Origin of the sequence: Salinicola sp. CR57 (genome assembly GCF_003206585.1) — a bacterium.
Lineage (GTDB): Bacteria > Pseudomonadota > Gammaproteobacteria > Pseudomonadales > Halomonadaceae > Salinicola > Salinicola lusitanus.
In genome coordinates, this window is record NZ_PZJL01000006.1 from 1 (window position 1) to 23,781 (window position 23,781).

Annotated in this window: 21 protein-coding genes and 1 pseudogene; 8 read left to right on the forward strand and 14 right to left on the reverse strand. The window is 63.3% G+C overall.

Annotated elements, in window-relative coordinates; translation table 11 throughout:
• Positions 1 to 48: 48 nt before the first annotated feature.
• Together rlmM and tusA are read left to right on the forward strand one after the other, a co-directional pair.
• Positions 49 to 1,128, forward strand: a complete 1,080-nt coding sequence (rlmM, locus tag DOM56_RS10070; RefSeq protein WP_198655748.1) for a 23S rRNA (cytidine(2498)-2'-O)-methyltransferase RlmM — start codon at positions 49 to 51, stop codon at positions 1,126 to 1,128.
• Positions 1,129 to 1,154: 26 nt separating this feature from the next.
• Positions 1,155 to 1,397, forward strand: coding sequence for a sulfurtransferase TusA (tusA, locus tag DOM56_RS10075; RefSeq protein ID WP_110600366.1), 243 nt, complete (start codon positions 1,155 to 1,157; stop codon positions 1,395 to 1,397).
• Between the two features lie 45 nt (positions 1,398 to 1,442).
• Here the strand turns inward: tusA and DOM56_RS10080 are convergent, their stop codons facing one another.
• Positions 1,443 to 2,138, reverse strand: a complete 696-nt coding sequence (locus DOM56_RS10080) for a hypothetical protein (protein WP_110599046.1) — start codon at positions 2,136 to 2,138, stop codon at positions 1,443 to 1,445.
• Positions 2,139 to 2,243: 105 nt separating this feature from the next.
• Entirely contained in the window at positions 2,244 to 3,668 is a 1,425-nt protein-coding gene (locus DOM56_RS10085) for an MATE family efflux transporter (RefSeq protein WP_232822248.1), read from the reverse strand.
• Between the two features lie 112 nt (positions 3,669 to 3,780).
• Here DOM56_RS10085 and DOM56_RS10090 point away from each other — a divergent pair, with 112 nt between their 5' ends.
• A complete protein-coding gene (locus DOM56_RS10090; protein WP_110708663.1) occupies positions 3,781 to 4,374 on the forward strand; it encodes an elongation factor P hydroxylase in 594 nt (197 codons plus the stop codon).
• On the opposite strand, the gene DOM56_RS10095 is transcribed toward DOM56_RS10090, so the two are convergent.
• Both DOM56_RS10095 and DOM56_RS10100 read right to left on the reverse strand, forming a co-directional pair.
• A complete protein-coding gene (locus DOM56_RS10095) occupies positions 4,331 to 4,813 on the reverse strand; it encodes a hypothetical protein (protein WP_110599050.1) in 483 nt (160 codons plus the stop codon). The two genes, DOM56_RS10090 and DOM56_RS10095, sit on opposite strands and share 44 nt — an antisense overlap.
• Entirely contained in the window at positions 4,810 to 5,685 is an 876-nt protein-coding gene (locus DOM56_RS10100) for a TatD family hydrolase (protein ID WP_110708664.1), read from the reverse strand. Before DOM56_RS10100 ends, DOM56_RS10095 begins: the two co-directional genes overlap by 4 nt.
• Before the next feature lie 199 nt (positions 5,686 to 5,884).
• Between DOM56_RS10100 and DOM56_RS10105 the strand changes: the two genes are divergently transcribed.
• Positions 5,885 to 7,813 carry an ATP-binding cassette domain-containing protein gene (locus DOM56_RS10105; RefSeq protein ID WP_110708665.1) on the forward strand — a complete coding sequence of 643 codons (1,929 nt, stop codon included), beginning with the start codon at positions 5,885 to 5,887 and terminating at the stop codon, positions 7,811 to 7,813.
• Positions 7,814 to 7,868: 55 nt separating this feature from the next.
• Here the strand turns inward: DOM56_RS10105 and DOM56_RS10110 are convergent, their stop codons facing one another.
• Positions 7,869 to 8,324, reverse strand: a complete 456-nt coding sequence (locus DOM56_RS10110; protein ID WP_110599056.1) for a universal stress protein — start codon at positions 8,322 to 8,324, stop codon at positions 7,869 to 7,871.
• 225 nt (positions 8,325 to 8,549) lie between these two features.
• Between DOM56_RS10110 and DOM56_RS10115 the strand changes: the two genes are divergently transcribed.
• Entirely contained in the window at positions 8,550 to 9,071 is a 522-nt protein-coding gene (locus DOM56_RS10115; RefSeq protein ID WP_110708666.1) for a preprotein translocase subunit YajC, read from the forward strand.
• Positions 9,072 to 9,145: 74 nt separating this feature from the next.
• Here the strand turns inward: DOM56_RS10115 and slyA are convergent, their stop codons facing one another.
• Together slyA and DOM56_RS10125 are read right to left on the reverse strand one after the other, a co-directional pair.
• Positions 9,146 to 9,598, reverse strand: a complete 453-nt coding sequence (slyA, locus tag DOM56_RS10120) for a transcriptional regulator SlyA (protein ID WP_110708667.1) — start codon at positions 9,596 to 9,598, stop codon at positions 9,146 to 9,148.
• 77 nt (positions 9,599 to 9,675) lie between these two features.
• The gene (locus DOM56_RS10125) at positions 9,676 to 10,812 is read right to left on the reverse strand and encodes a DUF5924 family protein (RefSeq protein ID WP_348627107.1); all 1,137 of its coding nucleotides are present in this window, start codon (positions 10,810 to 10,812) and stop codon (positions 9,676 to 9,678) included.
• 308 nt (positions 10,813 to 11,120) lie between these two features.
• On the opposite strand from DOM56_RS10125, the gene fadB reads away from it, so the two are divergent.
• Positions 11,121 to 13,286 carry a fatty acid oxidation complex subunit alpha FadB gene (fadB, locus tag DOM56_RS10130; RefSeq protein ID WP_110708668.1) on the forward strand — a complete coding sequence of 722 codons (2,166 nt, stop codon included), beginning with the start codon at positions 11,121 to 11,123 and terminating at the stop codon, positions 13,284 to 13,286.
• Positions 13,287 to 13,312: 26 nt separating this feature from the next.
• On the forward strand, positions 13,313 to 14,488 hold the full coding sequence (fadA, locus tag DOM56_RS10135) for an acetyl-CoA C-acyltransferase FadA (protein WP_110708669.1): 1,176 nt from the start codon (positions 13,313 to 13,315) through the stop codon (positions 14,486 to 14,488).
• An 83-nt stretch (positions 14,489 to 14,571) separates the two neighbouring features.
• On the opposite strand, the gene DOM56_RS10140 is transcribed toward fadA, so the two are convergent.
• Positions 14,572 to 15,456 carry an LD-carboxypeptidase gene (locus tag DOM56_RS10140; RefSeq protein WP_110708670.1) on the reverse strand — a complete coding sequence of 295 codons (885 nt, stop codon included), beginning with the start codon at positions 15,454 to 15,456 and terminating at the stop codon, positions 14,572 to 14,574.
• 208 nt (positions 15,457 to 15,664) lie between these two features.
• Between DOM56_RS10140 and DOM56_RS19930 the strand changes: the two are divergent.
• Positions 15,665 to 15,904: pseudogene (locus DOM56_RS19930) on the forward strand (aminopeptidase P family protein); the annotation flags it as partial.
• A gap of 162 nt (positions 15,905 to 16,066) precedes the next feature.
• Here DOM56_RS19930 and DOM56_RS10150 read toward each other — a convergent pair.
• The 6 genes from DOM56_RS10150 to DOM56_RS10175 all read right to left on the reverse strand — a co-directional run bounded on the left by DOM56_RS10150 (position 16,067) and on the right by DOM56_RS10175 (position 23,663).
• Positions 16,067 to 18,103, reverse strand: a complete 2,037-nt coding sequence (locus tag DOM56_RS10150) for an EAL domain-containing protein (RefSeq protein ID WP_198655749.1) — start codon at positions 18,101 to 18,103, stop codon at positions 16,067 to 16,069.
• Positions 18,104 to 18,355: 252 nt separating this feature from the next.
• Positions 18,356 to 18,772, reverse strand: a complete 417-nt coding sequence (locus DOM56_RS10155; protein ID WP_110708672.1) for an MAPEG family protein — start codon at positions 18,770 to 18,772, stop codon at positions 18,356 to 18,358.
• A gap of 65 nt (positions 18,773 to 18,837) precedes the next feature.
• A complete protein-coding gene (locus DOM56_RS10160) occupies positions 18,838 to 19,095 on the reverse strand; it encodes a hypothetical protein (RefSeq protein WP_157958205.1) in 258 nt (85 codons plus the stop codon).
• Between the two features lies 1 nt (position 19,096).
• Positions 19,097 to 20,545, reverse strand: coding sequence for a TolC family protein (locus tag DOM56_RS10165; protein ID WP_110708674.1), 1,449 nt, complete (start codon positions 20,543 to 20,545; stop codon positions 19,097 to 19,099).
• Entirely contained in the window at positions 20,545 to 21,882 is a 1,338-nt protein-coding gene (locus DOM56_RS10170; RefSeq protein WP_110708675.1) for an HlyD family type I secretion periplasmic adaptor subunit, read from the reverse strand. The genes DOM56_RS10165 and DOM56_RS10170 overlap by 1 nt, the downstream gene beginning before the upstream one ends.
• On the reverse strand, positions 21,879 to 23,663 hold the full coding sequence (locus DOM56_RS10175; RefSeq protein WP_110708676.1) for a type I secretion system permease/ATPase: 1,785 nt from the start codon (positions 23,661 to 23,663) through the stop codon (positions 21,879 to 21,881). The genes DOM56_RS10170 and DOM56_RS10175 overlap by 4 nt, the downstream gene beginning before the upstream one ends.
• Between the last annotated feature and the right edge of the window lie 118 nt (positions 23,664 to 23,781).

Below are 23,781 nucleotides of genomic sequence, written 5' to 3' on the forward strand. Positions count from 1 at the left end.
TGGGGTTTTTTTATGCTGGATTGATTTCGAGCAAGTATCAGGAGCGAGGTGGTTGTGAATCGAGTGCCCAATGAGTGGCTGCTGTATTGCCGAGCCGGTTTCGAGCCGGATCTCGCGGCCGAGGTCACGCAGCGCGCTTCCGAAATCGGCGAGTTCGGGCAGGTGGTCATGGCAGAGACCAATAGCGGTTTTATCCGCTGGCAAAGCCATGATTTTCAGCCCGCGAATGATATCCATCGCGAGCTGCCGCTGAGGTCACTGGTGTTCGCGCGACAGTCACTCGTCGCGTTCGAGCCGCTCGCCCTCTCTCGCGAGGACCGAATCTCCCCCATTGCGAATCTGGTCAAGGAGAGCGGATGGAATTTCGAATCGATCTGGCACGAGACCCCGGATACCAACGACGGCAAGGCGCTCGGGCGCTTGGCGAAGTCACTCAGTCGGCCGCTGGAGAGTGCGCTGAAGCGAGGTGGGGGCCTGCGCCGCAAGGCCGGCGGACGAAGGCTGCATCTGTTCTGGCTGGCCGGCGATTCGATCCAGGTGGGAATCAGCTTTCCGGGCAATCGGAGTGATCATCCGGGCGGGATCCTGCGTCTCCGCCATCCGGCCGATGCCCCGAGCCGCTCGACGCTCAAACTCGAGGAAGCCTGGCATACCTTCGTGCCGAAAGAGGCCTGGGAAGCGCGTCTGCACGACGGCATGCAGGCCGTGGACCTGGGCGCAGCGCCGGGGGGCTGGACCTACCAATTGGTGCGGCGCGGAATGTTCGTGTATGCCATCGACAACGGTCCCATGGCGCCAGGATTGATGGCGACGGGGCAGGTCGAGCACCTGCGCGAAGACGGCTTTGTCTGGGAGCCGCCGTACCGGCTCGACTGGCTGGTATGCGATATCGTCGACAAGCCGATGCGAGTGATCGACATGGTCGAACGCTGGCTGATCAAGCGCTGGTGTCGCGAGGCGATCTTCAACCTCAAGCTGCCGATGAAGAAAAGGTGGGAGGAGGTTCGGCGCTGTCTGATACGACTCGAGAATGCGTTGAAGGCGGCGGGCGTGAGCGCTAGCATCGCCTGTCGCCACCTGTATCATGACCGTGAAGAGGTCACCGTCCATGTGAGACTGGATGGATGAACGACGATAGCTTGCGCGAGGCAACCATGAACGACGCTAGGCTCCAGCAAGGGGAAATACTGGATACACGGGGGCTCTACTGTCCGGAGCCGATCATGCTGATGCACAACAAGGTGCGTGACATGGCAACCGGTGACATTCTGGAAGTGCTTGCCACCGATCCTGCGACGACCCGCGACATCCCCAAGTTCTGCAGTTTTTTGGGGCATCGGCTTGTCGACCAGAGTCAGGATGGCGACGAATACCGCTATCGCATCCAACTGGGATGAGATAGCGGTAGGGCAGTCCGGTCAGTCACTTTCCCCCTGATCGAGTCAGTTTCCCGGCATCACCATCAGTGCCAGCGCTTCCAATGTATCCGGGTCTTCGTTTCGGATGCGGTTGGCGATATTGCGCTGGAAGAAGTAGAGCGTGCGGTGGCGGCTTCGACCGGGATAGAGGCAGTCGTCCCCCAGCAGAACGGGAAGCGACGTGGCCCGTGTGTCGTCGGCCAGCATCGCATCGACTGCCCCATTGCTGTAGAGGTGCCACCCGAAGATCTGCTTGAGCTGCCAGGGCTTGCCATCTTCGTCCATGCACAGTGCGTGGGTGCCCTGGGTTTCCGGCAGTTGCTGAGTCAGCGAGACGTCCTGGGTTTCCTCATAATCGAAATAGGCCGCCGCATGCTCCAGCTCGGCAACCTTGTGCTCGGGCGCATCGTGGAATATCTCGTGGGTCTCGGGGTCGCGATAGCCGACGAAATGACCATATTCGGGATCGTCCAGCTCGTGGCAAGGCGCCAGCGATTCCATCCAGGGCACCAGGCCGACGACTTCGTCGTCCTCACGCAGGCCCCACGCCAGCAGCGGCAGGCCGTAGAGCGTATCCGGATCGGAGGCGAGGAAGTAGAGCATCTCCAGGCCGTCGAGTTCGGGCGATAGCCGGACCAACCGCTTCCTGGCTCTCAGCCGATGCCTCATGGTTTCCAGATCGATGATCTGCGCGGATCGAGGGGAAAGTGGGACACCCATGGCTACCCTCCTGGTCGGCAATGTCTCGGCTTGAGGCATGACGCCAGTATTAGCATAGCCATGAAGGGCATGTTAAGCCCCGCGATAGACTCAATGACGATAATTTCAGCTTTTCGCCAATCGGCGGCTGCCGACACGCCGTAACCGCCAGGCAAGGAGTCCCGCTGCTGTCGTCAAGCCCGCGTTGAGTCCGATCCAATAGCCATAGATCCCCAGCGCATCGAACGTACCCTCCATGCCGCGCCCCAGCAGATGGCCGCACCCCAGGCCGACGAGCCAGTAGGAGAACAGGGTGATGCCCATCACCACCCGGGTGTCCTTGTAGCCACGCAGAGCGCCAGCCAGGTTGACCTGGAGCGAATCCGAGATCTGAAACAGCATGGCCAGCAGAATCAGTGACATGGCCAAGGTGCGTACGTCGGCGTTGCTGGTATAGAGCGACACGGCCGGTGCCGCCAGCAGCCAGATCAGCGCGCTGTTGAGCACCGCCAATGCGAGGCCGACGCCGACACCGTTCCAGGCCACGAAACGTGCCTCGGCGGCATCGCCCGCCCCGAGTCGGTTGCTGACTCTGACGGTCAGGGCCATGCTCAATGACAGCGGCAGCATGAACAGTATCGACGTGACGTTGAGGGCGATCTGGTGCGCCGCCACGGTGATCTCGCCGAGGTAGGCGACCAGCAGCGTGATCACGGTAAATAGTGTGACCTCGAAGAAGATGGCCAGGCCGATCGGGAGGCCGATATACAAAAGCTCCGCGATATCCTGTCGACGCGGCGGGGTCGGGGAGGCCCATAGAACCACCGGGGCGTAGGCACGGCTGCGAGTGGTGTACCAGATCATTCCCAGGCACATGGCCCACATCGATATGGCGGTCGCGATACCACAGCCGAATGCGCCCAATGCGGGTAGCTGCTGCAGGAAAAGAGGGATCTCGTTGCCGAATAGCCCGACCAGCCCCGGGCCGCCATAGATCAACAGAAAATTGCCGGGGATATTGACCGCCAGACCGACGAGGCTGATCCACAGCGCCGGCCGGGTGTGATGCATGCCGTCGGAGAAGGCACGCAGCGCCTGGTATATCGCGATGGCAGGGATGCCAAAGGCCGCGGCATTCAGGTAGGCGGTAGCCAGACTGGCGACATCGGCGGGAATCTGCATCAGGCGAAAAATGACGCTGGCGCCCAGTGTCATGGCCAGAGCGCTGAGAACTCCCAGGACCAGCGCCACCCAGAGCGCCTGGTGGACCTTGCCACGGACCTGATCGTGGCTTCCAGCACCCATTCGATGGGCCACGATGGGAGTGAGCCCCATCAAGGTTCCGGTCATCAGCAGCATCAGCGGCACCCACAAGCTGGCGCCGACGGAGACCGCCGCCAGGTCGATGGCGCTGGCTCGGCCCGACATGATGACATCCGACGCACTCATGCCTGCCTGAGCCAATTGCGCGCCGCAGATCGGCAGGCTCAGACGCACGAGGCTTCCGGTTTCTCGGCGGCAGCGATGAAAACGGCTGACGGTCGACGACACGGGGTGCTCCTTGACCGAACGGACAGGGCGGCGATTCTAGCAGGAGTCGCGGGGGAGCGCTCGGCGGCAGGTGTGAACTTACGTATACTCCGGCGCAGTTCCGGAGGCCCTGATGACACATGACATCGAAGACCTGATCGCGCTGTTCGACGGCATCTTTGCCGATAGCCACCATACTCGACTGATGCGTGGCGAGGACGAACCCATCTATCTGCCGGCCGATGCCTGTCACGAATATCATCGGATCGTCTTCGCCCACGGTTTTTTCGCCAGCGCACTGCATGAAATCAGCCACTGGTGCATCGCCGGTGAGGCACGACGACAGCTCGAGGATTACGGCTACTGGTACGAGCCCGACGGACGGGATGCCGAGCGACAGGCCGACTTCGAGCGTGTCGAGACCGCGCCCCAGGCACTCGAGTCACTGCTCAGCGCCGCGTGTGGCAAGCCGTTCGAGGTCAGCGTCGACAATCTCGATGGGGTCGAAGTGGACCGGGAGGCGTTCAGTGCGAAGGTGGCGGCGAGGGTGGCACGATACCGAAGCGAGGGGATCCCCCGGCGAGCGCAGGCACTCATCGATGCGCTCGCCATCTGCTACCGCGAGGAGGGTGGACTTCAGACAGCCATCGCCGCGGGACGGCGACGGCTGGAGGCGGGAGGCGCTATGCGTCGCGTTGGACCAGACGCTGATGAAGATAGAGCATGACCTGGACTTCGTGCTCCGGGCGCAGGGGCTCCAGTCCCATCTCCCCGAACAGTTCGCTGCGAGCCCGTGACCAGTCACCCGCATCGAGCTCCGGGTAAAGATTCGCCGCCGGGGCAAGCTCGACGAAGGGATCGACACCGAAATCGTCGAACATCAGCGACAGCGCGGCTTCATCGTCCTGAACGCCCGCCGTGTAGAGCGTCTCGCTGAAATGGTCGTTCTCCAGCTCCCTGAGCACGTCCAGCGGGCTGATGCCAAGATGTCGAAGTTCGTCCAGATCGTAGCCACCGAGGGACAACAGTTCGTCGTTCAGCCATTCATCGTCCGGCTGAATCAGGGTGTGCTTGATCTGACCGTTGGGTAGCGCCCAGGCGATGGCCAATGGCAGCGAATTGTCGTCGCCGGTCTCGACGGCGATGAATCCCGGGTAGTCGGTCATTTGCCAGCGTCCTCGTTCAGCCGAAAGAAGCGCTTGGCCGTCAGCGTGGTTCGGTCTGCCAAATCGGCTTCACTCTCGCCGCGCCAGTGAGCCAGTTCTCTGACTATCCAAGGTAGCAGAGCCGGCTCGTGGCGGCGCCCCTTTATCTTTGCCGGCAGATTGCGCGGCAGCAGATAGGGGCAGTCGGTCTCCACCATCAGCCGCTCGGCGGGGATGTCGGCAACGAACTCACGGAGATGATGACCACGGCGTTCGTCGCTGAGCCAGCCGGTCTGGCCGATGTGCAGGTCCAGGTCGAGATAGCCGTGGAGCGTCTCTCTATCCCCGGTGAAACAGTGGACCACGGCATCGCTGAGGCGGTCTCGCCAGTCACTCAGGATCTCCAGCATGCGCCGGCCGGCGTCGCGCTCGTGAAGAAAGACCGGCAGGCCCGACTCCGCCGCCAGTGCGAGTTGCGCTTCCAGGGCGCGCTCCTGGTCCGCCGGCGAGGAAAAGTTGCGGTGGAAATCGAGACCGCACTCTCCCACGGCGACGACCGATTCGTGGCGATGGAGATGGCGCATGGCTTGCTCCAGCTCGGGACACCAATCGGAGGCATGATGAGGGTGCAGGCCGGCCGTCGAATGAAGGCCGGGGAATCGGGTCGCCAGCCGAGACGCCCTGGTGGCGCCGTCGAGGTCCGCACCGGTGATCACCAGGGTCGTGACATTGGCGTGGGCCGCCCGCGCCAGCGTCGCCTCGAGGTCCTGTTCGAAGCTCTCGTGGGTCAGGTTGGCACCGATATCGACCAGCGGTGACGGCGAGGTGATGCGTAGCGCTTCCGGCAGAGGGGATTCGACGCCGGCGGTTTGCTGCTGTGGCGTGTCGCTCACGCGGCACTCCTTTCAGTCGAGGGGAAGATTATCGGCACACATTGTAAAGCGCCCGGGGCCAAGGGCGAAGCGTGCGCCAATCCATTTCGGCGAGCGCGGGCTGGCAAGGTACAATACGGGCCGACGACAGGTTCAGCCAGAATAGCCACCGGGCTACCCACTTCCGTCATTTCGAAGACTCACGATCGCGAGGTTCCACGTGGCTCTGCTACGCCTTGAACAACTGCAACTGGCCTACGGCCACCATACGCTTCTCGATGGCGCGGACCTGGAGATCGAGAAAGGAGAGCGCCTGGCACTGGTGGGTCGAAACGGTACCGGCAAGTCCACCCTCCTGAAACTGATCTCGGGCGACAATCAGGCCGATGATGGCCATATCTGGCGTGCCCCGGGGCTCAAGATCGGGGTGCTCGAGCAGACCCTGCCGGATGCCGACGAGGCGACGATCTTCGAAGTCGTCGCCCAGGGGCTGCCCGAAACCGGGGAACTGCTGGCCGAGTATCATCGGCTGGTAGCGATGGCCGAACCGGACATGCGACGCCTGGAGACGTTGCAGACACGGCTGGAAGCGCAGGATGGCTGGTCCTTTCACCAGCGCATCGATACCGTCCTGACACGTCTTGGCCTGCCTGCCGACGCCATGATGAGCGGTCTCTCGGGTGGCTGGCGCCGCCGCGTGGCGCTGGCACGGGCGATGGTCTCGGGGCCCGACCTGCTGTTGCTCGACGAGCCGACCAACCATCTCGACATCGATACCATCACCTGGCTCGAGGAGCAGTTGCTGGCATTCGATGGGGCGGTGTTGTTCATTACCCACGACCGCGCCTTCCTGTCGAAGCTGGCGACCACCATTCTGGAGCTCGATCGCGGCCGGCTGGGGCGTTATCCCGGTGACTACGCCACCTATCAGGCCCAGAAGGCGCACGAGCTGGAGGTCGAGGCGCGCGAGCGGGCGGAGTTCGACAAGAAGCTGGCCCAGGAAGAGACCTGGATTCGCCAAGGGATCAAGGCGCGTCGTACCCGTAACGAGGGGCGTGTGCGAGCGCTCGAGAAGATGCGCAACGAGCGTTCCCAGCGTCGTGAACGCCAAGGCAAGGCATCGTTTCAGGTGGACAGCGGCGAGCGTAGCGGCAAGCGTGTCGTCGAGCTGCAGCATGTGACGCAGTATTACGCCGATGCCTGCATTATTCGCGATCTCTCGCTGGAAATTCAGCGCGGCGACCGTATCGGGCTGATCGGTCGCAATGGCGCCGGCAAGACGACGCTGCTCAAGATCCTGCTGGGCGAGCTCGAACCTAGCGAGGGCAGCGTGAGAATGGGCACCAACCTTGCGGTTGCCTATTTCGACCAGTTGCGGGCCGGGCTCGAGCCGAACAAGAGTGTCTATGACAACGTCGCCCAGGGCAGCGACAAGGTGACGGTCGCGGGCAAGGACAAGCACGTCATCAGCTACCTGCAGGATTTCCTGTTCACGCCCGAGCGCGCAAGGCAGCCGGTCAAGGCGTTGTCCGGCGGAGAGTCCAATCGTCTGCTGCTGGCCAAGCTCTTCACCCAACCGGCCAACGTGCTGGTCCTCGACGAACCGACCAACGACCTCGATGTGGAGACGCTCGAGCTGCTGGAGGAGTTGCTGCTCGATTTCGAGGGGACGCTACTGCTCGTCTCCCACGACCGCGCCTTCATGGACAATGTCGTCACCGACGTACTGGCTTTCGAGGGCGACGGCGTCGTGCGCAGCTACGTGGGCGGTTATAGCGATTGGGTGCGCCAGGGTGGCCGGCTTCCGCCGGCGCCCTGGGAGCTGGCCGAGGCCCGCAAGGCCCAGCAGAAACTGGCCGAGCGCCAGGCTACCCCGAACCAGTCGGTGGAGAAGGCCGACGGCGACAAGCGTCGCCAGAAGCTCTCCTACAAGCTGCAGCGCGAGCTGGATACGTTGCCCGCCACGATCGAGACGCTGGAGGCAAGGATTGCCGACTTCGAGTCCAGGATGGGAGCGCCGGACTTCTATCAGCAGGATAGCGAGACAGTGAGTCAGGCCATCGAAGCGCTGTCGGAGACCCAGGCGGAGCTGGATCGGGCCATGGAGCGGTGGATGGAGCTGGAAGCGATGGCGGAAGGCAGCGACTGACGGTTTGGCAGAGCGTCGGCTCACCGCNNCGGGCGGTGAGCCGAAGGCATCGGCCTTACTCTTCGGTTTCACCATCCTTGCCGACGCGGACCGCCAGCACGTCGCACTCGGCGCCGTGCAGCACGCCGGTGGACGTCGATCCCAGCAGCAGGGCGAAGCCGTGGCGGCCGTGGGAACCCACGACGATCAGGTCCACGTCGTGGTCCTTGGCGAAGCGCTGGATCTCGGTGTCCGGCATCCCGACCACGATATGCTGATCCTCCCGTGGGATGTCGTAAGGGTCCGAGATGTCGGCCAGACGCTGTGTCGCATGTTCGTCGAGCTGGTCCTGAATGCTCGTCAGGTCCATGGGGATGTCGCCACCATAGGCGAACCCCAGAGGCTCCAGCGTATGGATGATCGAGAGCTTGGCCTGGTTGCGGCGTGCGATGGGAATCGCTCGCTCCAGGACCTTGTGCGAATCCTTGGTCAGATCCACGGCAACCAGCACGTGATGGTATTCGTTGCTCATCGGGTAATCCCCCGTCCGGCGAATGAACATGGATAACTGTAAGCGTGCCTCATGAACGGCACAACGCTATTTTCGGCAACGCCTTGCGGTCAGGCGCCGCAGCCGATCATCAGACATGCGTTGGCGTGGTGCAACACGATGTCACCGTGAGAGCACGATGTATCGTTTGATGTTCGGGCTTATAGCGATCACCAAGAAGCCGAGCGCGAGAGAATAGGAGAATTTATGGCGGTACTGGGGTTTCTGTTGGTCGCGATCCTGCTGATGCTTTCGCCAATGGTGTGGCTGCGGCCAAGCCGCGGCGAAACACTGCGTGGGCAGCTACGTCGGTACGTCAAGGCCAATGGTGGAGAGTTGAACTTCACCAAGGCACCGCTGGCACTGCCGAACGTCGCTCTGACGGGCTATCGATTGCGTTACCCGGGCACGGCGTCGGGTAGTGACTTCACGCTGATACGCAATGACGTTGCCAGTGACGCGCTGGAGGCGGCAACCGCCCAGTGGCGGTGGCGTCAGGCACCGTTGCCGCCACTGGACGCCGAACGGCTGCGGTCGCTCGAGCAGTGGCTGGATGCCTTGCCGAAGGATGCGCTGATCGTCGAATCCGGTCAGTACACGATGTGCGTCTGGTGGCAGGAGGGGATGAGTCTGGAGAGTTTTCAGCAGGATTGGGCAAACTGGTTGGCCATGCGCGACAGGTTGGCCGGGAGCGGGAGGAAGGCCGAAGTGCCCACCAGGCCTCTATGACGGATGGCGCCACCCTCCCGGGTGGCATCGCGATATAGCGGCGCGCGAGCCATCTCGGCGCCGTTATCGAGTCGTCAACTGGCCTTGGCCTGCTCGGACTGGCGTTGCAGCTCCAGACCATTCTTCTCGATGCGGTCCAGCATGCCTTCGAAGAGGTCGATCTCGTCCGACGTGAAGCCACCAAGCATCTCGTCGCGCACTTCGTTGACGATCTTCTCGATCTCTTCCAGCAGCGGTGTCGCCTCGTGGGTCAGATGCAGTCGCTTGGTCCGGCGGTCCTCGGCGCATGGACGACGCTCGATCAGGTTCTGCTCCGCGAGTTGGTCCAGCGTCCGCACCAGCGAGGGGGCTTCCACGCCGATGGCACGCGCCAGATCGCACTGGGCCTGGCCTCCACCCATGTTGCGCAGATTCCAGAGTGTCACCCAGCGTGTCTGAGTCAAGCCCAGTGGTGCCAGGCGTTCATCGATGACGGCGCGCCAGAGTCGCGGCAAACGTGCCAATTTAAAGCCGATATGCTGTGCCATAGCGGATTACCTGAATCGTGAACGTCCTAACATTCTCCAAAGCACCGCAGGATAATGCAAGCCACAATGATTGGCGATTAGTCGTCCTGTTTACCGTCATTCCCTAATACATGGCGAATATTCCACCCGGGGATACCCGGCGGACGCTGAATCCTGCCATCCGCGATCGTCGCGCCGTCGTTCGCCGCCACCGTGAATCGCACGCTGCCGATACGCTGTCCGGTCTGCGTGATGACGTCCACCTGCCAGCGTCCTTCCGGTTCGCCGGAGAAATTCTGCTTGTGGGTCCAGGCCCGGTAGCCCTGATCACGTCCGCCATGGATGACCAGTGCGATGCGCTCGACGACCTGACCGTCATGACGCCAGACGTGATAGATCTTCTCGCGCAGCCCGCGCGGGGCCCGGATCGCCGTATAGACGTAAAGTCCTCGCGAGCGAAGCGCCTGGGGGGTCAGCGTCATGCTGCCGGTGGGCGTCCGGGCCGCCGTATCGAAGCCGGGGGAGAGCGCGCTGCCGGATAGCCACAGCGTCGCCGGCGGTATCCAGGTGCGCCCGGTCCAGGCGATGCCGCCCAGAATGATCAGCAATCCCGCCATGGCGAGCCAGCGAGTGATGCCGCCGGGTCTGATGAGCCCGAGGACGCTGGGCAGACTGAAGAACATCATCGCCAGGATCGCCAGTATCAGGCTCTCGCCGGTGGTCAGGCTCAGCATGATCGGCAGCGTGACCAGCATCACCACGAATACGCACAATGAGTGGAGCAGGAAGTAAAGCCATCGATGTCGATTGGAGAGTCCGAAGTACAACGGATCGAGAATGGCGAGGATCGAACAGACGATCAGCAGCCCGGTGAACACCGCCTGACCGCTGGTCCAGATGGTGGTGGCGAGAAAGAACGGCAGGCAGAAGAACAGGGTTTCCTGGTGCACCATCTGTGCGATGAAAGTCGCCGCCGCGCGAGGCAGGGCCGCGTTTCGCCCCCGTCGCGATAGCCATTTGCTGGCAATGCTCTCGATGATCAACAGGGTCCAGGTCAGCACCAGTCCCAGTGCCAGCAGCCCCCCCAGCCACTGTTGTCGATTGACCAGGAAGAAGCCGAGCAGCCCCAGCACGAACGCGATGGGCGGCCAGGCCCAGTGATAACGGCGTAAACGAGTGACAAGCGGTTCCAGCCGGGCCAGTATCGAGGGCGTCACGGTCTCTTTCACGGCCACGGTCCAGGCTCCTTCGAATCGATTCACGGGGCCGTCGGGTGAGGATCCGGAGAAGAAGTCCCCGGACCGCCGACGGGCGACACATTCTAGCGGTTGGGGATCGATTTTGCGCGACGGCGCCGAAAACGGGCTTCTCGCTCCCGGCAATGGCCGCGCCAACTTGGGGGGGAAGAGGATGGAGCGAGACTTTGGTTGAGCTTGACGAGCCCCGGCGCGCACCTCAAGCTCTCGATATTCAAACAGTCGTATGATTTGTCCTGTCGTCGATGGCGAAGGACATTTTCGCAGTCATGGCACGGAGGTTTCCCATGCTCTATCAAGGCGATGCCATCCGGGTCGAGGTCCAGGACGGCGGTATAGCGCTTCTGACGCTCGACCTCAAGGATGAAGCGATCAACAAGCTGTCGTCTTCGGTCATTGGCGAGCTGTCGCTGGCCGTCGACGCCCTGGAAGCCGAATCTGGCTTGAAGGGGTTGATCGTCGCCAGCGCCAAGGAGGTGTTCATCGTCGGTGCCGATATCACCGAATTTCATGGCATGTTCGCCAAGGACGAGGCGTTCCTGGTCGACATGAATACGCGAATCCACGCACTGTTCAACCGCATCGAAGACCTGCCTTTTCCCACCGTCACCGCACTCAACGGGCTGGCGTTGGGTGGCGGGTGCGAACTTAGCCTGACGACCGATTTCCGGGTCATGGCGGAAACCGCGCAGATCGGGCTGCCCGAGACCAAGCTGGGCATCGTGCCGGGTTGGGGAGGCTGCGTTCGCCTGCCGCGTCTGATCGGTGCCGACAATGCCATCGAGTGGATCGCGGGTGGCTCGCAGAACGATGCCGAAACGGCCTTCAAGGTGGGCGCCGTCGACGATGTCGTGCCTCAGGAAAGGCTGATGGCTGCAGCCCGGGACATTCTCGACAAGGCCAATGCCGGTGATTTCGACTACCGCGCTCGTCGTGCCGAGAAGGGGTCGCCACTCAAGCTCAATGCGGTCGAGCAGATGATGGCGTTCGAGACCGCCAAGGGCTACGTCGCGGGCAAGGCGGGGCCGCATTATCCGGCACCGATCGAGGCGATCCGGGTCATCCAGAAAGGGGCGGGCGAGGGCCGCGAGCGAGCACAGACGATCGAGGCTCAAGCGTTTGCAAAGCTTGCCAAGACCGATGTCTGCTACAACCTCGTCGGCCTGTTCATGAACGATCAGGCGGTCAAGAAGAAGGCCAAGCAGTACGAGAAGAGTGCCGTAACAGTGGCCCAGGCCGCCGTGCTCGGCGCCGGCATCATGGGGGGCGGGATCGCCTACCAGAGCGCCTACAAGGGCACGCCCATCCTGATGAAGGACATCAAGCCGGAGGCGATCGAGCTGGGTCTGAAGGAGGCTCGCAAGCTGCTGACCAAACAGCTCGAGCGCGGCAAGCTCAGCCAGACCAAGCTGGCGGAGGTACTGAGCAACATCCGCCCGACGCTCTCCTACGGCGATTTCGATCACGTCGACCTGGTGGTCGAGGCGGTGGTCGAGAACCCCAAGATCAAGTCCGCGGTACTGGCCGAGGTCGAAGCCAACGTCTCGGAGGAGACCATCCTGGCGTCGAATACTTCGACGATCTCCATCGACCGACTGGCAGCCGATCTCAAGCGGCCGGAAAATTTCTGCGGCATGCACTTCTTCAATCCGGTACACCGGATGCCGCTGGTCGAGGTCATCCGCGGTGCCAGAACCTCCGATACCGCCGTTGCCGCGACGGTCGCCTACGCTCGCCAGATGGGCAAGACGCCGATCGTGGTCAACGACTGCCCGGGCTTTCTGGTCAACCGTGTGCTGTTTCCCTACTTCGGTGGCTTCAGCGGCCTGGTCGAGCACGGCGTCGACTTCGAACGCGCCGACAAGATCATGGAGCGCTTCGGCTGGCCGATGGGCCCCGCCTACCTGCTCGATGTCGTCGGCATCGACACGGCCGTTCACGCCAGCGAAGTGATGGCCGAGGGCTTCCCGGATCGCATGGCCCACGAGGGCAAGTCGGCGATCCAGATCATGCTCGACAACCAGCGCCTCGGCCAGAAGAACGGCAAGGGCTTCTACGCCTACGAGGAAGACAAGAAGGGCAAGCCGAAGAAAGTTCACGATGACGAGGCGCACCGGCTGGTGGCCGAGGTCGTTCGGGAGACGCGTGAGCTCTCCGACGACGAGGTCATCGCACGGATGATGGTGCCGCTCTGCATGGAGACGGTGCGCTGTCTCGAGGATGGTATCGTCGGCTCGCCTGCCGAGGCGGACATGGCACTGATCTACGGCATCGGCTTCCCGCCGTTCCGCGGCGGCGCGCTGCGCTACATCGACGCGATGGGCGTGGCCGAGTTCGTGGCGGTGGCCGAACGGCTCGCCGACGAGCTGGGTGCGCTGTATGCGCCGACGGCCCGGCTCAGGGAGATGGCCGCCAGCGGCGAGCGTTTCTACCCCGACGCCAGCGATCGCTGAATCCACCACCAATCGGAGTCACAGTCATGAGTTTGAACGCTAGAGATGCCGTGGTGGTCGATGCCGTGCGCTCGCCCATGGCCAAAGCCAGGAACGGCGCCTTCCGCCACGTGCGGGCCGAGAATCTCTCCGCCGCGGTGATGCAGGCGCTGTTCACTCGCAACGACAAGCTCGACCCCGCGGGCGTCGACGATATTCTCTGGGGGTGTGTCAACCAGACCCTCGAGCAGTCGATGAACATCGCGCGCAATGCCGCCATCCTGACCGGCATTCCCCGCTCGGTGCCGGCGCAGACCATCAACCGCCTGTGCGGCTCGTCGATGAGCGCGCTGCATATCGCGGTGGCCAATATCCGTGCCGACATGGGCGATTGCTATCTGATCGGTGGCGTCGAGCACATGGAACACGTGCCGATGACCCATGGCGTCGACGTCAATCCGGCGGCCAGCAAGACGACCGCCAAGGCGGCGATGATGATGGGATTGACCGCCGAACTGCTGGGCAAGATGCACGGTGTCACCCGCGAGCAGCAGGATCAGTTCGGGTTGCGCTCCCATCAGCGCGCCAGCGAGGCCAATCGCCTGGGCTATTTCGACAACGAGATCGTGCCGATCGAAGGCCACGATGCGCAGGGTCTCCGTAGCTTGATCAAGCACGACGAAGTCGTGCGAGAAGACGCCACGCTGGAGCAGATGGCTTCGCTCAAGCCGGCGTTCGATCCCAGGAACGGCACCGTCACCGCGGGCACGTCGTCCGCACTCTCGGTCGGCGCTTCGGCGCTGATGGTGATGAGCTACGAGCGGGCCAAGTCGCTGGGGCTGAAGCCTCTTGCCAAGGTGGTATCGACCGGCGTCGCCGGATGCGATGCCTCGATCATGGGTTACGGCCCGGTGCCGGCGTCACAGAAGGCGCTGAAGGCGGCCGGGCTCCAGATCGGCGATATTCAGACGGTCGAGCTCAACGAGGCCTTCGCCGCCCAGTCGATCCCGGTACTCAAGGATCTCGAACTGCTCGACCGGCTCGACGACGCCGTCAACCTGCATGGTGGCGCCATCGCCCTGGGCCACCCGCTGGGCTGTTCCGGGGCACGTATCTGCACCACCTTGCTCAACGTGATGCGCCAGCAGGACACCACGCTGGGGCTGGCCACCATGTGCATCGGCATGGGACAGGGGGTCGCCACGGTCTTCGAGCGCGTATAGGGTCGAATTCGGGTAGGGTCTCCATCGACCACGGCCGCCTCGCCTATGCGAGGCGGCTTTTTTCTTTGGCCGCTACCCGCCGTTCAGGCGCCAAACTGCAGTTGACCATCGGCGATTCGGGCCGTGGCCCCATAGCGCCAGGGCAGGTTGTCACGGCCGTGGCCGATGGGCAGGCCGGCGTAGAGCGGCAGGCCACGGGGAGTCAGCCAGGTGTCGAACAGCGTCTCTACTCTCAGGTCCCCATAGGGCACGCACTCTTCGAAGGTGCCGATACAGACGGCAGCCGCCTCATCCAGCGCGCCGGCGTAAACCAGTTGCCAAAGGTCACGCTCGAGCCGGTAGAAGGGCTCGCCGACGTCTTCCAGAATCACGATGGCGCCAGGCGGTGCCCGGAACGCCAAGGGGGTGCCGGCAACGCTGGCCAGCGTCGAGAGATTACCACCCACCAGCGGCCCCTCGATGATGGCGGAAGCGGTGGCCGTGATGGGCGTCAACGCCACGCCGTCGGCAGGCCGGCCCTCGAGCAGCGCGAGCAGCGCGCTGAAATCGCGTTGGCTCGCGGCACGCAGGGCGGGGTCATCGGATGTGAGCTTCACGCCCTCCTTCATGACCGGGCCGTGAATCGCCGGCAGTCCATGGCGGTGGCACTGATCCAGCAGCACACTGAGGTCGGAGTAACCGATCAACGGCTTGGGCGCCAGCCGGCGCCAGTCGATCTCGGTGGCCAGATGCGCGCAGCCGTAGCCGCCGCGAACGGCCCATACGGCGTCGGTGTCGGGATCGGCGTAGGCCGCGTAGAGCGTCTCGAGGCGGTGGTCGACATCCCCGGCCAGGTAGCGGTGTCGCTTCTGCAATTGGGCGGGAAAACGCACCTCGATACCGAACTGCCGCAAGGCTTCCTCGGCCTGGTCCAGTATCTCGGGACGGGTGAACGATGCCGGGGCTATCAGGCTGAACGTCATTGACATGGGGAGCGTCGTCGCAGGTTCGTCGGAGGCAAATGGAGCCCGATACGTTACGTCACTGCTGCTCGTGAGGCTACCGGCTCGACCTCCTGAACCGAGTCCGCCTGGGTCACGATGCCGATCAGGGCAGGGTGGAACGCTTCGCCGAACTCGCGCACCTTCCACATCGGCCCCCGGGAAACCCTCGGCCTATCAGCGCAGCCTCTATCGCATGGCTTACGATCAGGTCCATCACAACATGGACATTCTCGAGCCGGGAATGAGTTATCGCGAGATCGCCGAACGGGCGTGGAAAATTCCGAAACGGTTTCTGGATCGCCGCTATCCGTCGATCATTCATGGCGTGGGCAGCCACGGCGAGACCCCGCTGGTCGCCCACCACATGGACTTTGACCGGTTCTCTAAGGACGGTATCCCCGAGCCAGGCATCATGACGTCGGTGGAGAGCGACATCAGGGGAGTGGGAGCAGCTGACGGGGTCAAGCTCGAGGAAGAGGTGCTGATCACCGACACGGGTATCACCGGAAGACTCGTTGCGCTATCGCTTTCAGCGACGCGCTATTGGCCGGGTAACAGCGTGGGCCAGATCGGAGCGGGGCGGCAGTGTCTCGTGTCACGGCCGCTCCGCCAGGCGCGCGATCAGTTGGTCCATGTCCATCGGGCGGCCCAGGAAGTAGCCCTGGTACTGCTTGACCCCCAGCGTCTGCAGCAGTTGCCACTGCTGCTCGGTCTCCACACCCTCGGCGACGGTTTCCATTCCGAGCAGGTTGCACAGGCCGACGATGCCCGCCAGTAGATGGCGTGAACGCTGGTCCGTCTCCAGGTCATGCATGAAACTGCGATCGATCTTGATGGTGTCGAAGGGAAGTCGCCTGAGATAGCCCAGCGAAGAGTAGCCTGCGCCGAAGTCATCCATTGCCACCCGAAAACCCTGGCGCCTGAGGTGCTCGATCCTGGCTTCCGGTGCCCGCGTGTTCTCCAGGAAGACGGACTCCGTCACTTCCAACTCGATCTGATCGGTGGTGATCCGGTGGCGCTGGCAGGCACGCCGTAGGGTGGCCGCCAAATCGTCATCCATGACATGCAGCGCAGAAATGTTGACCGCGACTGGCAAGGGGTTGCCGGTCGCGGCGAGAAGCGCAGCGTACTGGGCAGCTCTCTCGATCGCCAGATTCCCCAGCGATGACGCCATGCCGTTATGTTCCGCCAATGGCACGAACACGCTGGGTGGTACCTGGCCATACTCATCGGTGGTCCAGCGTGCCAGCAGCTCAGCGCCGATCACGCGGCTGTCACTGTCGAATTTGGGCTGAACGACGAAGTCTAGCGAATCCTTGGCGATCGCATCGCGCAGGCGCGAGAGCATCGATATCTGCTCCAGATTGTGATGCTTCAACTCCTGGTGATAGGCAACGATGGCGTTCTTGCCCCGGTCCTTGGCGGCGTACATGGCGACGTCCGCATGCTTGAGGAGGGTCTCGCCATCGCGACCGTTTTGAGGCGCATGGACGATCCCGATGCTGGCGGTGACACTGATCTGGTGCCCGCTGATGACCATGGGATGAGCCAGCGCCTCGAGCAGTCGCCTGGCGATCTTGTCGGCCAGTTGCCCATCGCTGCCCACATCGATCACCACCACGAATTCATCGCCGCCCCAGCGTGCGACCAGATCCTTGCTCCGTAGCGTGGCACGCAGGCGCTTGACCATGATCTTCAGCAGGGTGTCACCCGACTGGTGGCCCAGCGAATCATTGATGTGCTTGAAACCGTCGAGATCGACGAAGAGCAAGGCCAGGCTATGCCCCGGGGCGAGCTGGAGCAGGCGCCGATTCAGGGTTTGCTGAAGCGTCGCCCGATTGGGAAGCTGGGTCAGCGTGTCGATTCTGGCGAGATGCTCCAGCTCTCGCTCGGATCGCTTGCGGGCCGAAATATCTCGCAGGGCGGCGATGTAGTGGGTCTGCCCGGTATCATCCAGCGTGAAATGGCTGAGTGTCAGCTCGACGGGGACAGGGGGCTCTCCATCGACATGAAAGAGCCCTTCGTGATGCTGGGCCCGGTCGCTTCCCGCGATTGCCGCCGGATCGGCTCGCAGGACCTCGGCCTCGATGTAGCGCTGCAGCGCCTGGCCTTGTATCTCGCCTGTCGGTCGACCGCCTAGCTCGATGAAGGCGTCGTTGGTTTCCAGGATGCGCCAGCGCTCGTCCACCACCAGCATCGGATCACGTGACGCTGCGAAGGCGTGAGCTCTCACACTGCTTCGTGCCCGGTGGTCGTGAGTGTCGTCGATGATTTCCCAGGTGCCGGTGGCGATGAGTGGCGCGGCCTCTTCGTCTCTGGCGACCACCGCGCCGCGGACATGCCACCAGGTCTTGGGCTGGCGGGTGTCGGGGCGTATCAGCAGGTCGATCTCATCCTGCTCTCCGCCGTTGATGCGCCGCCAGAGCGTGACCACACGGCGACGTTCGGTCGATGGCATTGTCTTCAACAGCGACCACCAGTCGATCCGCATCTGCTCGTGCGCTTCGACGGTATCGCCCACGGCCGTGCCACACAGGAAGCCACTATCGGGAGAGGACCAGCGCCAGTAGGAGGTCCGAGCGGCTGTCATCGCCTCCAGCAGCCAGCGACGATGAGTCTCGTTCCCGGTCATCGCGCGTTCCGTCGTTACCGAGGTCTTCGGTGTCTCTCCGATCGTTTTTCCGGCATCGGGGAGTTGGTCACTCTGTGGATCGTCATCGATGGGCATGAATTGAGATCTCGATCGCGCTGAATGGCGAAATGCAATCCCGCGGCGTAATGGAGACCGTATCGGCGCATTCAGCGAGAACTTGAAGCCTGGGTGTAGCTCATGCGCTTTTGCCTCCACTCATGATCGCGAGTGCTCCCTTGTCGGGGGCGGACCCTAGAACAGTGCAATGGCGAACAGGCCGAGAATCGCGAGAAAACCCACCACGAAGATTGCCGAACGCAGGGTGGAAAGATCCAGTGCGTAGCACAGGCCGTGGCCGATCCGGGCCAATACGAAAACGATGCAGGCGACGTCCACCAACCAGCCGCCACCCCCCACCGTCGTGGCGGCCACGATGGCGGCGGTGAACAGGGCCAGGGCTTCCCAGGCATTCTGCTGTGCGGCCCACAGACGGGCGCCTTTGCCTTCGATCCGCGCGTACTGCTGGCGCGGGTGGTGGTTGTCAATCTGCCCAAATTCACGCCGTCTGACAGCGCTGCCCCAGAAGGCCAGCCAGAACGGCAGCAGGGCGGTTATCAGCAGGCACCATAGCGGCAGATTCATCACCATCCTCTCGATCGGATCCGACATGCGACGCTACTCCGTCGCTCCTAACCAAGGTAGCAGATCGCTTGCCGGCCGTTGTTCCAGTGTCATCACGATATCGAGAAGCGGATCCACTGCTTGCCGAGCACCTGCTCCGTCAACTGGCGATACCTGGTCCCGATTTCGGTGTCGCTGAGGGGATTGGTGGGATTGCCACGAGCCTCGCAGGGCTCGCTGGACAGCACCCGGCCATCGTCGAGCGTGACAGTGCCATGCGCCCAGCACTCTGCCGAGAATTTCGCATCGTAGTCGTCATGACGATGGACGTGAACGCCGGCCGCCACGGCCAAATGACGTCGATGGCGCACATCAGCCACTGGCCGGCGCTGTGGTGGCGGGAGGGTTGCCCTCCTCGACGCGGCCGAGGATGCCGGCGACATCCGCCAAGGTCGATGTATCGAGTCGGCCGACGGCTGCATCGAGATAGGTACGATCCTTGAGATAGAGACATAGCGTCTCGACCAGGCGGATGCGCAGATCGTAGAGCGAGGAGCGCGCATCGAGTACGTCGACCAGGTCCCTCAGGCCCAGCGACTCGCCTCGGATCGCCGCCTGCAGGAACAGGCTGCCCGATTCCACCGAGCGTTGCAGGGCCTCGATCTGGCGCAGGTCGCCTTGCATGCTTCTCAGGCGTTTGCGGACTTCCTGCTTGGCCAGGCGGCTCTCGTTCTCCATCGATGCCGTACCGGCAAGCGCCGTCAGTTCCCCCTGGCGAATGCTGGCGGTCGTATATCCGCCCTGGTAGAGCGCCAGGTTCATCTCCACGCTGGCGGTCAAGTCGCTGCTGGTTCGCAGCGCATCGTTACTATCGACATCGCTGTAGCCGACCACCAGGTTGAGCTCGGGATAGCGAGAGGCGCGACGCACGTCGGTGTCGATTCTGGCGACGCGCTGACGCTCGGCGGCCAGCTGGACCTGGGGGTTGTCGCCGGTCAGCGCCAGCCAGCCCTCCAGGGGCATCGACTCCGGAGCGATGGAGAGGTTCTCCGGCGTCTCGATCAGCACCGGATCGAATACCAGTGGCGTGCCCGTCAGGCGTTCGAGATCGCTCGACGCATTGGCCAGGTCGTTCTCCGCGGAGGTCTGGTCGGCAACGGCCTGATCCAGGCGCGACTGGGACTCCAGCAGGTTGATACGGTCGCCGATACCCAGGTCGTAGGCACGCTGCGCCTGACGCTGCTGAAGCACCAGCGATTCCCGCTGCGCGATCAGCAGCCCCAGCTTGCGCGATGCCTGATAGGCCTCGAGATAGGTCTCGATGACCTTGACCGCCAGGTCCCTCTCGGCGACGGCTACCTGCAGCGTCGCGGCGTCCATCTGCGCGCGGGCCTTGCCGACCCGGCGCCAGCGCTCGAGACTGAACAGCGGCTGTGTCATGCGCAGTTCCCAACTGGTATCCCGGGTCTTGCCGGCCACGCGGTCGTCGTAGACTTCGTCCGGATAGTCGTCAGGGTTTTCGGTATAGATGTTGTCGGCATCCGTGTAGCGATAGGCGGCCGTGGCGTCGAGTCGCGGGCGCAGCCCGGCCTCCGCCATCGGCACCTCCTGCGCCACCGACTGGCTGTCCAGACGCTGGCTCTGCAGGCCGCTGTCGTAGCTCAGCGCCAGGGCGACGAGTCGCGGCAGCGACGGTAGCGGCGTCGGGACGGTGGCGGCCGAAGCGCCGGTCGACGGCGTGGTCTCCAGTGGCTGGGCATGTGTCGGCGTGGCCAGAGCGGCGAGGCATCCGGCCAGGATCCAGGGTCGTATGGATGACATCACTCTTCTCGCATCGCTCTTGCCAGCATGTCGCTGAACGGTTTGAACATGTAGCTGGCAAAGGTGCGATCCCCTGTCTTCAGCATCACTTCCGCCGGCATGCCGGCCAGCAACTGCATCGAAGAGGTCATCTTGGCATGCCCCACGTCGGTCACTCTGATGCGTGCCTTGTAGTAGTGCGTCCGCGTTGCCTCGTCTTCGAAGCTATCCGCCGAGACATGGCTCACTTCGCCCTCGATGACGTTCGAGAGACGCTGGTTGAAGGCGCTGAATCGAATCTCGGCGGGCTGGCCGGCGTGGACATTGTCGATGTCGCGATCGGGAATTCTCGCTTCGACGACGAACGCTTCGTTGGCCGGGACCACCTCCAGGATCGTATCGCCGGAGCGAATGACCGCGCCCTGGGTGTGAACCTGCAGGCCGACGACGGTGCCCGAGACAGGGGCCACGATGGCGGTCCGCTGCACCTGGTCGCGCAGGGCGGTTACCCGCTCCTCGGCATCCGTGACCTGGGACTGTACGTCCTTGAGATCCTCGCCCACGCTCTGGTGGTAGTCCTGCAGGCGAATCTCCTTCTGGAAGCCGTTCTCGCTGATCTGCGAGCGCAGCTGCGCCACCTCGGCACTGTGCTGTGCGTTTTCCCCTTGGTACTGGAGCACCTGACGCTCGAGTTCGCGCAGGCGCTGATTGTCCCCCAGCCCCTCCTTGAACAGTGTCCGGTAGTCGGCGGCTTCCCCGGACAGCGAGTTGATCTTGGATTGGTTCACCTGCCGCAACCGCTCGAGTCCGGCAATCTGCTCCTGCATCTGATGGGCCTTTTCGTCGAGCGCGGAGAGCGCATCCTTCAGCGACTGGCGACGAACCTGGAACAGTCGTTTCTGGACATCGACCACCGCCTGGACGCGAGGAGAGACGTCGCCTAGCAGGGCGTCGGGGAACGTCATGGTGTCGCGATCGCTCTGCTCGGCCAGCAGTCGGACCTCGCTGGCCAGGGCAATGCGGTACTCCGATTCGGCGATGGAGAGTTTGGCCAGCGGCTGGGTATCGTCGAGCACGATCAAGGGATCGCCGGCGCTGACGTGATCGCCATCCGCGACCAGGATGCGCTTGACGATGCCGCCCTCGAAGTGTTGCACCTTCTTGGTCGAGGTCTCGACGGCAACCGACCCTGGTGCCACGACGGCAACCGCGAGGTCGGCGGTCAGCGACCAGAGCACAAAGCCGCCAAGCGCGAACACCAGGATTCCCAGACCCCATCGGCGGCTGGCATCGTCATGGGTCGGCAACTGGGCCTTGGGGGCGCCGAGCGAGATCGGTGTGGAAGAGGCTGGCGTCATGGCGTCGGCGGCTCCGGTGACAGGGGCGGGAGAGAAGGAGCGTCGCCGGCGTTGCCGCGGGCGCGCATCCGGATCGAGTGGACGGCGGCGCTGCCCGCCTGCTGGGCGTCCGGGGCTTTCGCCACCGGTTTTCGCGATGGGGCGCAGGAGACCATGCGGCCCTCCTGGAGGACGAGCACACGATCGACATGATCGAGAATGGCCGGCGCGTGGCTGATGATGAATAGCGTGGTGCCCTGGGACTTCAGTTGGCGCAGGCAGTGCAGCAGCGCACGCTCGCCACTGGCGTCGAGATTGGCATCGGGCTCGTCGAGCACGACCATAACCGGGTTGCCGTACAGAGCGCGGGCCAGACCAAGGCGTTGGCGCTGCCCGCCGGAGAGCACACCGCCGCTGCCGCTGATCTGGGTGTCGTATCCCGCCGACTGGCGAAGGATCATGTCGTGCACGCCGGCCTTCTGCGCTGCCTCGATGACGCGTGTCGGGTCGATGTCACCGAAGCGCGCGATATTCTCGCTGATGCTGCCGTCGAACAGCTCCACGTCCTGCGGCAGATAACCGACGAATGGCCCCAGCCGTTCTCGCGGCCATTGACCGATGTCGGTCCCCCCGATCCTGACGCAGCCGCTCTGAACCGGCCAGACGCCCAGCATGACGCGGGCCAGCGTCGATTTCCCGGCGGCGCTGGGCCCGACGATGGCGATGTGCTCGCCAGGGTTGACCGTCAGGCTGAGCTCCCACAGCGTCGGTAGCGTGTCGCCGGGCGGGGCGGCTGTCACCGCTTCGAGCGCGAGCCGCCCGACAGGAGGCGGCAGCGGCATGCGCTGGGGGTCGGCTGGCACCGCGACGAGTAGCGCCTGGAGTCTGGCGTGTGCCGTGCGTGCCGCGACGAAGCCTTTCCAGCCGCCGATCATCTGGTCGATGGGCGCCAGGGCCCGGCCCATCAGGATGGAGCCGGCGATCATCATGCCGCCGGTCAGGCTGCCCTCGATCACCAGCAAGGCGCCCAGCCCCAGAATCAGCGATTGGAACAGGACCCGCAGCGTCTTCGACACGTTGCTGAGGACACCGGCCCGATCACTGGCGCGTGATTGGTTGACGAGATAGTCGTGGTGCTTTTCCCGCCAGCGGGCGAGGAGGTGGGGGAGCATTCCCATGGCTTGGAGCACCTCGGCGTTGCGCAGGTTGCTTTGGGCCAGATCCTGGGACTGCACGTGTTCGCGATTGGCTTCGTTCAACAGTGACTGGGTGCTCTTCTCGTTGATCCAGGCCAGGGCCAGCAAGATGCCGGCGGCGACGGCGGCAAAGATGCCGAACCACGGATGGAAGAGTGTCAGAATGGCGATATAGACCGGTATCCAGGGCGCGTCGAAGAACGCGAACAACCCGTTCCCGCTCAGGAACTGGCGTAGCGTCGTCAGGTCGTTGAACGGCTGGGCCGAGGGCTTGCCCGGCACCAGCAGGGCTCTCTTGAACGTAGCCTGATAAAGACGTTCATTGATCTGCATGTCGAGCCGGTTGCCAACGCGTACCAGGATGCGCGAGCGCACCAGGTCCAGCGAGCCCATCACGACGAACAGAAACACCACGACCAGCGTCAACATCAGCAGGGTTTCGGGACTACGCGTCGTGATGACTCGATCATAGACCTGCAGCATATAAATCGACGGGGCGAGCATCAGCAAGTTGATGAACATGCTGAACAATAAGATGTAAAGAAAGGCGCGGCGACTATTGGAGAGTGCCTTTTGAAGATCGGTCTTGTCGTCGGGTTGGGCCACGGTGTTGTCTCTTGTAACGTCAATTTGGAAAGTGGCATCGAAAGGTCCTGTCACTTTTAGCATGCGGAAATTGTGAACAAGTTTACAAGCGCGGTCTCGGCCGGCGTCTCCCGGTTAA

What these genes read in the sequence shown, in the direction of transcription:
- DOM56_RS10110 (WP_110599056.1), bottom strand. Translation starts at nt 8,324, where the DNA reads ATGAGCAACGAATACCATCACGTGCTGGTTGCCGTGGATCTGACCAAG.
- DOM56_RS10140 (WP_110708670.1), bottom strand. Translation starts at nt 15,456, where the DNA reads ATGTCAATGACGTTCAGCCTGATAGCCCCGGCATCGTTCACCCGTCCC.
- DOM56_RS10090 (WP_110708663.1), top strand. Translation starts at nt 3,781, where the DNA reads ATGACACATGACATCGAAGACCTGATCGCGCTGTTCGACGGCATCTTT.
- DOM56_RS10095 (WP_110599050.1), bottom strand. Translation starts at nt 4,813, where the DNA reads ATGACCGACTACCCGGGATTCATCGCCGTCGAGACCGGCGACGACAAT.
- slyA (WP_110708667.1), bottom strand. Translation starts at nt 9,598, where the DNA reads ATGGCACAGCATATCGGCTTTAAATTGGCACGTTTGCCGCGACTCTGG.
- DOM56_RS10165 (WP_110708674.1), bottom strand. Translation starts at nt 20,545, where the DNA reads ATGTCATCCATACGACCCTGGATCCTGGCCGGATGCCTCGCCGCTCTG.
- DOM56_RS10155 (WP_110708672.1), bottom strand. Translation starts at nt 18,772, where the DNA reads ATGTCGGATCCGATCGAGAGGATGGTGATGAATCTGCCGCTATGGTGC.
- fadB (WP_110708668.1), top strand. Translation starts at nt 11,121, where the DNA reads ATGCTCTATCAAGGCGATGCCATCCGGGTCGAGGTCCAGGACGGCGGT.
- DOM56_RS10170 (WP_110708675.1), bottom strand. Translation starts at nt 21,882, where the DNA reads ATGACGCCAGCCTCTTCCACACCGATCTCGCTCGGCGCCCCCAAGGCC.
- DOM56_RS10080 (WP_110599046.1), bottom strand. Translation starts at nt 2,138, where the DNA reads ATGGGTGTCCCACTTTCCCCTCGATCCGCGCAGATCATCGATCTGGAA.
- fadA (WP_110708669.1), top strand. Translation starts at nt 13,313, where the DNA reads ATGAGTTTGAACGCTAGAGATGCCGTGGTGGTCGATGCCGTGCGCTCG.
- tusA (WP_110600366.1), top strand. Translation starts at nt 1,155, where the DNA reads ATGAACGACGCTAGGCTCCAGCAAGGGGAAATACTGGATACACGGGGG.
- DOM56_RS10115 (WP_110708666.1), top strand. Translation starts at nt 8,550, where the DNA reads ATGGCGGTACTGGGGTTTCTGTTGGTCGCGATCCTGCTGATGCTTTCG.
- DOM56_RS10150 (WP_198655749.1), bottom strand. Translation starts at nt 18,103, where the DNA reads ATGACCGGGAACGAGACTCATCGTCGCTGGCTGCTGGAGGCGATGACA.